The sequence below is a fragment of the Pseudomonas sp. GM102 genome, from assembly GCF_000282555.1.
Lineage (GTDB): Bacteria > Pseudomonadota > Gammaproteobacteria > Pseudomonadales > Pseudomonadaceae > Aquipseudomonas.
Genome location: NZ_AKJB01000120.1, coordinates 26,709 through 36,000, shown reverse-complemented (window position 1 = coordinate 36,000; position 9,292 = coordinate 26,709). Strand labels below are relative to the sequence as shown.

At 60.1% G+C, this 9,292-nt stretch carries 11 protein-coding genes; 6 read left to right on the top strand and 5 right to left on the bottom strand.

Annotated elements, in window-relative coordinates; all coding sequences use genetic code 11:
• Positions 1-195 precede the first annotated feature (195 nt).
• Positions 196-816, top strand: a complete 621-nt coding sequence (locus tag PMI18_RS03685) for a LysE family translocator (protein ID WP_007906350.1) — start codon at positions 196-198, stop codon at positions 814-816.
• Between the two features lie 3 nt (positions 817-819).
• On the opposite strand, the gene PMI18_RS03690 is transcribed toward PMI18_RS03685, so the two are convergent.
• The gene (locus tag PMI18_RS03690) at positions 820-1,233 is read right to left on the bottom strand and encodes a VOC family protein (RefSeq protein WP_007906349.1); all 414 of its coding nucleotides are present in this window, start codon (positions 1,231-1,233) and stop codon (positions 820-822) included.
• 125 nt (positions 1,234-1,358) lie between these two features.
• Between PMI18_RS03690 and PMI18_RS03695 the strand changes: the two genes are divergently transcribed.
• The 4 genes from PMI18_RS03695 to PMI18_RS03710 all read left to right on the top strand — a co-directional run bounded on the left by PMI18_RS03695 (position 1,359) and on the right by PMI18_RS03710 (position 4,675).
• A complete protein-coding gene (locus PMI18_RS03695) occupies positions 1,359-2,441 on the top strand; it encodes a bifunctional transcriptional activator/DNA repair enzyme AdaA (protein ID WP_033036866.1) in 1,083 nt (360 codons plus the stop codon).
• A gap of 45 nt (positions 2,442-2,486) precedes the next feature.
• Positions 2,487-3,299: an isocitrate lyase/PEP mutase family protein gene (locus PMI18_RS03700; RefSeq protein ID WP_007906347.1), complete on the top strand. Its 813-nt coding sequence runs from the start codon at positions 2,487-2,489 to the stop codon at positions 3,297-3,299.
• A 75-nt stretch (positions 3,300-3,374) separates the two neighbouring features.
• Positions 3,375-3,992, top strand: a complete 618-nt coding sequence (locus PMI18_RS03705; protein ID WP_007906346.1) for a DNA-3-methyladenine glycosylase family protein — start codon at positions 3,375-3,377, stop codon at positions 3,990-3,992.
• 194 nt (positions 3,993-4,186) lie between these two features.
• Complete coding sequence (locus tag PMI18_RS03710; protein WP_007906344.1) at positions 4,187-4,675, top strand: GFA family protein; 489 nt, start codon at positions 4,187-4,189, stop codon at positions 4,673-4,675.
• Positions 4,676-4,881: 206 nt separating this feature from the next.
• On the opposite strand, the gene PMI18_RS03715 is transcribed toward PMI18_RS03710, so the two are convergent.
• The 3 genes from PMI18_RS03715 to PMI18_RS03725 all read right to left on the bottom strand — a co-directional run bounded on the left by PMI18_RS03715 (position 4,882) and on the right by PMI18_RS03725 (position 7,697).
• On the bottom strand, positions 4,882-6,168 hold the full coding sequence (locus tag PMI18_RS03715) for an ATP-binding protein (protein WP_007906342.1): 1,287 nt from the start codon (positions 6,166-6,168) through the stop codon (positions 4,882-4,884).
• Complete coding sequence (locus PMI18_RS03720; protein WP_033036867.1) at positions 6,169-6,876, bottom strand: winged helix-turn-helix domain-containing protein; 708 nt, start codon at positions 6,874-6,876, stop codon at positions 6,169-6,171.
• 212 nt (positions 6,877-7,088) lie between these two features.
• Entirely contained in the window at positions 7,089-7,697 is a 609-nt protein-coding gene (locus PMI18_RS03725; RefSeq protein WP_007906324.1) for a tRNA-(ms[2]io[6]A)-hydroxylase, read from the bottom strand.
• 161 nt (positions 7,698-7,858) lie between these two features.
• Here PMI18_RS03725 and PMI18_RS0129840 point away from each other — a divergent pair, with 161 nt between their 5' ends.
• A complete protein-coding gene (locus PMI18_RS0129840; protein WP_033036864.1) occupies positions 7,859-8,722 on the top strand; it encodes a universal stress protein in 864 nt (287 codons plus the stop codon).
• Between the two features lie 93 nt (positions 8,723-8,815).
• Here PMI18_RS0129840 and PMI18_RS03730 read toward each other — a convergent pair whose 3' ends face one another.
• Entirely contained in the window at positions 8,816-9,286 is a 471-nt protein-coding gene (locus PMI18_RS03730; RefSeq protein ID WP_007906319.1) for a DUF1289 domain-containing protein, read from the bottom strand.
• Between the last annotated feature and the right edge of the window lie 6 nt (positions 9,287-9,292).

Here is a 9,292-nt window from a genome sequence, read left to right as displayed (position 1 = left end):
CTTGCCGGCGAAGGCGCTCTTAAGGACGCCTCGCCGGCAAGCCTGGCTCCTACATGTCCGATTTACCCTTAACCGACTGACATTAGCGCTAACCAAGCCGGCACAAGTGTACGGCGATTTGCGCTCACCGCTGTATGGGCCGGCCCACTCGTCACTCATGATAAAAATACCGCTCTCGTTACTGGAGCCGTCGTCATGGACCTCGCCACCCTCACCCTGTTTCTCCCGGCCTGCTTCGCCCTGAACATGGCCCCCGGCCCGAACAATCTGCTGTCGGTCAGCAACGCTACCCGTTACGGCTATCGTCGCGCCTGTGTGGCCGGCGTCGGTCGTTTGCTGGCGTTTGCCGGGATGATCGCCCTGGCCGCCGCCGGGTTGTCGGTGGTGCTGCAAACCTCGGAATGGCTGTTCTATGCGATCAAGATCGTCGGCGCCGCTTACCTGTTGTACCTGGCCTGGCAATTGTGGCGCGCCAATCCCGAGGCCGAGCAGCTTGTGACCGGCGCGCCAATTGGCATTGTCGCTCTGGCGCGGCAGGAGTTTCTGGTGGCAGCGGGCAATCCCAAGGCTATTTTGCTGTTCACCGCATTCCTGCCGCAATTCGTCGACCCGACTCGACCGATTGCCGCGCAATTCGTCGTGCTCGGCGCGTTGTTCCTGCTGCTGGAATGGATCGCCATCAGCGCCTACGCCTACATGGGCCTGCACATGCGCCGCTGGTTCGCCGAACCACGGGGCAAGCGGATTTTCAACCGTTGCTGCGCGGGGTTGTTGTCGGCAGCGGCTTCGGTGTTGTTGATGGCGAAACGGGCCTGAACTTTACCCTTGGGACGGCCCTTTCAGTTCGACCTGATTACCGTCCGGATCGAAACAATAGATCGACAGCCCGTAACCTTCGGCGCCGAAACGCACGGCGGCTTTCTCGGGGGTCAGGCCGAAGGACTGCAAGTGACTGACCAGCGCTTCCTCGTCGAACGGTTCGATGCGCAGGCAGAAGTGATCGACGTTGCGCCGTTCGTGGCCAGCGGCAGCACCGCCCTTGCGGCCGAGTTCGCCCTGGATGTCGACGAGGTCGATCATCGAGGTGCCCGCACGCAAATGCACCATGCCCAGATCGTCACGGCGCTTGACCAATTCGGCGCCGAATACCTCGCCGTAAAAAATGATACTTCGTTCGAGATCCTTGACGCGCAGGACGATGTGATCGATGTGTTTGATCGTGAACGGTTGCATAGGATGATTCCTGTAAATATCGTTTACAGCATGACCGGTGACCCGATGACTGTAGCGCAGGGCCACAAAAATTCACTGTCGATTTTCCGGTGGAGGTGCCGGGCGACGCAGCATATGCTCAGCCCATGAACCTACAAAACGCTGTGCTTCCGCCCCACGCCGAGATGGTTCGCGCCATGCTCGAACGCGACACCGCCTACGAGGGGGTGTTCTTTACCGCGGTCAAAACCACTGGCATTTTCTGCCGCCCCGGCTGTACGGCGCGCAAACCAAAGCCGGAAAATGTCGAGTTTTTCGCTCATGCCGATGAGGCGATGTCGGCGGGCTATCGGGCCTGTCTGCGTTGCAAGCCGCTGGACGCCGCGGCCATCGCGCCGGACTGGGTGCAGCGACTGCTCAAATCCGTGGACGCCGACCCCGACCTGCGCTGGACCGACGCCCAGTTGCTCGCCGAGGGCATCGAGCCGCTGAAACTGCGCCGCTGGTTCAAGCAGCATTTCGGCATGACCTTTCACGCTTGGCTGCGCAGCCGGCGCCTGGGCATCGCCTTGGGTGGCATCAAACAGGGCGCGTCCATCGACAACGCTGCGTTCGACTCCGGCTACGAATCCCTGAGCGGCTTTCGCGATGCGTTTCAAAAGTCGTTCCACATCACGCCCGGCCGCGCCGCCCACAGCGAGCCACTGCTGTTCACTCGCCTGACCACGCCGCTGGGGCCGATGATCGCCATGGCCGAACAGCGTGGGCTGGTGCTTTTGGAGTTTCTCGATCGACCGGCACTAACCAAGGAAATCGAAGAACTGCAGAACCGTCATGGCTACGCCGTGGCACCCGGACACAACGGGCATTTGCAGCAAATCGAAGCAGAACTGGCGCAATACTTCGCCGGCAAACGGACCGAATTCAACGTGCCACTGCACCTGCCCGGCAGCGCTTTCGCCCGGCAAGTGTGGGCCGAGCTGATGAAAATCCCCTACGGCCAGACCACTACTTATGGCGCCATCGCCGCGCAACTCGACAAGCCCGGTGCCAGTCGCGCCGTGGGCCTGGCCAACGGACAAAACCGCTTGGCGATTATCCTGCCCTGTCACCGGGTGATCGGTGCAGACGGCTCGTTGACCGGCTATGGTGGAGGACAACCGCGCAAGGCGTTTCTGCTCAGGCTGGAAAGCGCCGCGGTGCAAATCACCGAACAACTCGCGTTCTGATCATTCCGCCATTTCTTTTCAGAAAGTCATAAGGAAAGACATTCGATGGACACACTCGACAACCAGTTTCACCAACTGCATCAGAGCGGCCTGCTGATTCTGACCAACGTCGCCGATGCCACCGGGGCGCGATTGGTGGAACAGCTGGGCAGCAAGGCCGTCGCCACCAGCAGCGCGGCGGTGGCTTGGGTTCACGGTTACCCGGATGGCAATACCTTGCCGCTTGAACGTCTCGTTTCCACCGTTGAATCCATCGCCCGAGTCATCACGGTGCCGTTGACCGTGGACATTGAGGCCGGTTATTCCGATGACCTGGGGCGGGTCGCGGAAGTGATCGACGCCGTCATCGCCGCCGGTGCCGTGGGGATCAATATCGAGGACGGTGCTTCACCGCCCGACCTGCTGGCCCGCAAGATCGAAATCGCTCGCCAGGTCGCCGATCGCCGGGACGTGAAGCTGTTTATCAACGCTCGCACCGACGTGTACCTCAAGGGCTTGGTGCCGGCCGAAGATCGCGTCGCAGAAACACTCAAACGGGCCGCGTTGTATCAGGCCGCCGGTGCCGATGGGTTGTTTGCGGCGGGCGTCACGGCGGCGTATGAGATCCAAGCGCTGTGCCGTGGCACGACGCTGCCGGTGAACGTGCTGGGTTTCGCGGGCCTGCCTTCGCCTGAAGAACTGCAAACCCTCGGCGTGCGCCGTTTGAGCTCTGGCTCGAGCATCGCCGAATTTCTCTACGGCGCCATGGCGTCGGTGGCCAAAAGCTTTCTGGAAACCGGAAAACTCGATAGCAGCGAACTCAAGGCCTTCACTTATGGCCAAGTGAACGCCCTGCTGGCCCCCACCGGCAAAGTTTGACCGCAAACAATGGAGTGCGGCGCTGCGGGGTGAGGGCTAATCTCCCCCGCAGTCACCCGCGCTTCAGGATGCTCCATGCCCGATACCTACCAACTGGCCAGCGAATTTCTCTCGGCCCTCGATACCGACTGGCAACGCCATATCAACGCCATCGGCCCCTGCCTGCATCAACCCCATGCGGCCCGCGATCCTTATGAGTCGCTAGTACGGGCGATCGCCTATCAGCAACTGCATGCAAAGGCCGGCGATGCGATTGTCGGCCGGCTGCTGGCGTTGTTTCCTTCAAGCACCTTCCCAAGGCCTGAGCAGATTCTGGCGACAGACTTCGAACAGATGCGCGGTTGCGGGTTTTCCGCCAGCAAGATCGCAACCATTCAGGGCATCGCCCAGGCAGCTCTGGACGGCGTGGTGCCGGATTACGCCACGGCCCTGGCCATGGACGATGAAGCGTTGATCGAGCGCTTGATTACCTTGCGTGGGGTGGGTCGCTGGACGGTGGAAATGCTGCTGATCTACAGCCTGGAGCGGCCGGACATTTTACCGGCCGATGACTTTGGCGTGCGTGAGGGGTATCGGCGGCTGAAGGGGTTAGAGATGCAGCCGACGCGTAAGCAGATGATTGAAATCGGGTTGGCGTGGCGCCCTTATCGGACAGTGGCGGCGTGGTACTTGTGGCGGGTGCCCAACCGGTAGACCGCGTTATCGTTCTTCGCGGGCAAGCCACGCTCCCACAGGATTTGTGTCGATCACAAATATTCAGGATCGACACAAATCCTGTGGGAGCGAGCCTGCTCGCGATAGCGCCGGCACATCCAGCATAAATTCAAGTCCAGGAACACTGACCGTCTAGGCTGTCTTGAGTCATCCCAACCCTGTCGGAGGTCCTCATGCAACTCGAAGGCTCCTGCCATTGCGGCGCAGTGTCGTTCAGCCTGACCAGCGCCAATCCCTACCCTTATCAGCGTTGCTATTGCTCGATCTGTCGCAAGACCCAGGGCGGTGGCGGTTATACGATCAACCTGGGGGGCGATGCCGAGAGCCTGAAGGTGCGTGGCCGCAAGCACATCTCGATTTACCACGCGCGACTCAAGGAAGAAGGTGACAAACGCGCTCACCGCAGCACCGCCGAGCGGCATTTCTGTTCCCTTTGCGGCTCAGGACTATGGCTGTTCAGCCCTGAATGGCCAGAGTTGATTCACCCATTTGCCTCGGCCATCGACACGCCGTTGCCGGTACCACCGGAACACACGCATCTGATGCTCGGCTCCAAAGCACCATGGGTGGAAGTCGAGGCGCATCCGGGCGACCAGCAGTTCGACGTCTATCCAGAGGAATCCATCGCCCAATGGCATGAGCGCCTGGGTTTGAGCCGTTAGGTCGCTTTACAGTCTTTGACAGTTTCCCGACAAAGCTGTCAAAGGATGCAGGCGTCGTTGGTTGGGCAGGTGGTTTATACCTTTTGAATATTTGGTGTTGCTGATGGCCTCTTCGCGGGCAAGCCTCGCTCCTACGGTGATGTGTCGTTCACAAAACTCTGTAGGAGCGAGGCTTGCCCGCGAAGGCGTCCGCAAGAACGCCACAACTAATCGACATGCGCCCAGGTCATGCGAAACGACGCCCCGCCCCACGGCGAATCCGCCACTTCCACTTGCCCGCCATGGGATTGCGACACCCGTCGCACCAGTGCCAGGCCCAGGCCAAAACCACCGGTGCGGCGGTCGCGGCTGGCGTCCAGGCGCGAGAACGGCTCGAAGATTTTCTCCCGCCCGTCCAGCGGCACGCCCGGCCCGTCATCGTTGACCCGCACTTCATAATGATCGCCGGTGCGCACCAACGACACTTCCACCCGCTCGTCAGCATAGCGAATGGCATTGCGCAGCAAATTGATCACCGCGCGGGCCATGAAACGCGGTTCGATGCGGACCTGATCCACCTGACATTCGACAATCAGCAGTTGCACCCCGGCAGCCTCAGCCTCCAGCGCCACGCTGCCAGCCACGCTGTCGAGCCAGTGGCTGGCCTGAATATTCTCCCGGGCAATCACCGTGGCGCCGCGCTCAAGGCTGGCGTATGTCAGCAGCTCGGAAACCATTTCTTCCAGTTCACTGAGGTCGGCATACATGTCGGCGATCAGCTCACGATTCTGGGTCGGATCGGTTTGTTGCTTGAGTTGATCGAGTTCGAACGACAACCGCGCAATCGGCGTACGCAGTTCGTGGGACACCGCGTTGGTCAGCTCTCGCTGATTGGCGATCAGGCCCTCGATGCGCGCCGCCATCAGATTGAAGTGTTCGGCCAGGTCGCGAATGTTCGAACGCTTGGACAGCTGGATCCGCGACGACAAGTCGTTATCGCCGAATCGCTCGGCCGCCAGACGCAGTTTCTCCAGATCCCGCCAATGCGGTCGCACCCAGAAAAACAGCACGAAACCAATCATCACCGCGATCATCAGGTAGGCCGCCGCAATATAGAACGGCATCAGACTCGGCTCGGCTGGCAGCTTGATGCTGAGCAGCTGCGGGCCGCTGTCGATGCGGGAGATGAATTGCGTGTATTTGTCGCGAATCACCAACATGTCCTGGGCCAGCTCGGCTTTTTCCTGATCGGTCAGGGACAGTTGATCGGTCTCGACCAGGGTCAGGCCCAAGCCGTAGTGGGGGCGCACGGTTTCCAGTTGTCGCTCCCGGGCCGGACCATCCAGGCCGCGCAACTGTTCGGCCAGCGACCAAGCCTGACCGCGCACCGCTTCCTGGTTGTAGGCCTGCATCTCATGATCAAGCAACGCATCGAACGTGCGCTCGACCGTTTGCAGCGCCAGTACCAGCCCGACCGTCATCACCAGGAACAGCCCGAGAAATAACCGCAGCATCTACAACTCCCACGCGAATGGATTGAACAGGTAACCCTTGCCCCACACAGTCTTGATGCATACCGGCTCGCGTGGGTTGTCCTTGAGCTTGCCGCGCAACTTGCTGATGTAGACGTCGACACTGCGATTGAGGCCGTCGAAAGCAATACCGCGCATGCGGTTGAGGATATCGTCGCGGGACAGCGTCTTGCCGGCGGCGCTGGCCAGCAACCACAGCAGTTCGAATTCCATGGTGGTGAGCTCGATGCCCTCCCCCGCCAACCGCACTTCGCGGCAACTGCGGTCAATGCTCAAATGGCCGAACTCCAGCGAGCTGCTCACGGTGTTGTCCGGCATCTGACGGCGTTGCAAGGCGCGCAAACGCGCCAGCAGCACCGGTGGCTTTATCGGTTTGATCACGTAGTCGTCGGCACCGGACTCCAGGCCAAGGATGTGATCGAGGTCGTCCTCCTTGGCGGTGAGGATGACAATGGGCGTGTCCGACACGCTACGGATTTCGCGGCACACGTGCAGGCCGCTCTTGCCCGGCAACATCAGGTCGAGCACGACGACTTTCGGTTTGAAGTCGAGGAAAGCGGCCAACGCGAGGTCACCGCGATGCACCTGTCGGACCTCGAAGCCGTGTTGGGACAGGAAATGCGCGATCAGCCCGGCAAGCTTTTCGTCATCTTCCACCAGCAGTACTTTGCCAAAACCCAGGTTATCCATAACGACCGTTTGCCAACCCTTGAGTGAAGTGGTCGGCATTATGGCGCCAATCGGTGACGGGACAGTTATCGCAGGCAGCAAAAACCGGCCATGAGGGCCGGTTTTTGGCGATGTTTCATTCTTTTAAGAGTTTTTAACAATTGCAGGAGCACGGCTTGCCGGCGAAAGCGTCCTTGAGATCGCCTTCGCGGGCAAGCCTCGCTCCTACAAGGTTATGCGGCGGCGGGCACACCACTGTGAAAGCGAAACTCCACATCCGGCGACTCGATCAACGCCTGCTCGGCGTCACGAACCTTGTCGATCACCTGGGCAATGTCCTTGGCGTCACCGTACTGATAGGCCAGTTTCAGGTAACCCTGGAAATGCCGCGCCTCACTTTTCAGCAGACCGAAATAGAACTTGCCCAGTTCTTCATCCAGATGCGGCACCAACGCCTCGAAACGCTCGCAGCTGCGGGCTTCGATGAAGGCGCCGACCACCAGCGTATCCACCAGTTTCACCGGTTCGTGGCTGCGCACCACTTTGCGCAGCCCCGAGGCGTAACGCCCGGCGGACAGCTGACGCAGCTCGATCTTGCGCTTCTTCATCAGGCGCATGACCTGTTCGTGGTGCACCAGCTCTTCCCGGGCCAGACGCGACATCAGGTTGATCAGATCGACGTGGGAGTGATATTTGGCAATCAGGCTCAACGCCGTGCTGGCCGCCTTGAATTCGCAGTTTTTGTGGTCGATCAGCAGGGTTTCCTGATCGGCCAGCGCGGCCTGGACCCAGCCATCGGGCGTGCGGCAGCCAAGGAATTCGTGAATTTCGGGAAGGATCATGGGGCTCACGGATAAAAGGTACAGAACGAAGGGCGCCGATTATACCGGCCTGCCGACAGACCACCAGACGCCAACCGTTGATATGCATCAAGTCGCCGAATGCCGGCCAGCAACTATAGTTGTCCAACGCAGTGTTTTTTATCTTCATGGAGATCCCGATCATGCAAGCCATTCGCAGCATCCTGGTGGTCATCGAACCCGAACATTCGGAAAGCCTGGCGCTCAAACGGGCCAAACTGATCGCTGGCGTGACCCAGGCCCATCTGCACCTGCTGGTCTGCGATAAAAAGCACGACCACGCTGGCATGCTCGGCGTGCTCAAGACTGCGCTGGTGGCGGACGGCTACAGCGTCACCACCGAACAAGCCTGGAACGACAGCCTGCACGAAACCATCGTCGATGTGCAGCAAGCCGAAGGCTGCGGGCTGGTGATCAAGCAGCATTTCGCTGACAGCCCGCTGAAAAAAGCCCTGCTGACCCCGGCGGACTGGAAACTGCTGCGCTACTGCCCTACTCCGGTGCTGCTGGTCAAAACCTCGAAACCCTGGACCGGCGGCGTGATCCTGGCGGCCATCGATGTCGGCAACCTCGACGGCGAACATCGCACCTTGCACGCCAGCATCATCGATCATGGCTACGACATCTCCAGCCTGGCCAAGGCCCATTTGCACGTGATCAGCGCTCACCCGTCGCCGATGCTGTCGGCGGCCGACCCGACGTTTCAGCTCAGCGAAACCATTGAGGCCCGCTATCGCGAGCAGTGCAAAGCCTTTCAGGCCGAGTTCGACATTGATGACGACCACCTGCATATCGCGGAAGGTCCGGCGGATGTGTTGATTCCATACATGGCCCACAAGCTGGGAGCCTCTGTGACGGTGATCGGCACCGTGGCGCGGACCGGGTTGTCGGGGGCGTTGATCGGTAATACGGCGGAAGTGGTGCTGGATGCGCTGGAAAGCGATGTGCTGGTGCTCAAGCCGGAGACGGTCATGGATCATCTGGAGGAGGTTGTGACCCAGCATTGAGATTTTTGGCGTCAAGTAGATCGCCATCGCGGGCAAGCCCGCTCCCACAAGGTCAATGAAGAACCTGTGGGAGCGGGCTTGCCCGCGATGCTTTTAGGCGCCGAAGGCGTCTTTGAGGAAACCAGGCGCAATGTAGCGCTGGTAATGCGCTTCCGAGAGCAGGAAAAATTCCCGATCAATGGCATCGCGCAGTTCCGGCAGGTTCCAGTCGCGAAACTCCGGCAGCAGCACCATCCCGTAGGCTTCCAGATTGTTGATGACCCGCGCCCCCCGGGCGATCAGCTGATAAGCCCAGCAATATTCCGACTGATGCGGCACAAAGCGGATCTTGCGCTGCTCCAGCTGCAGACGCAGCAACGCGGGATCGAAAATTTCCACCTTGCTGGCCATCACTTGCGATAACAGTTGCTCAAGACGCAGCCACACCGCGCGTTTTTCTTCCTCGTTGTAACCGTTCCAGTGAATCACTTCATGGTGGAAACGCTTGCAGCCACGGCACACCAGGTCACCGTAAACAGTGGAGCAGAGGCCGACGCAGGGGGTCTTGATGGTCTGATTGGGCATAGGTAG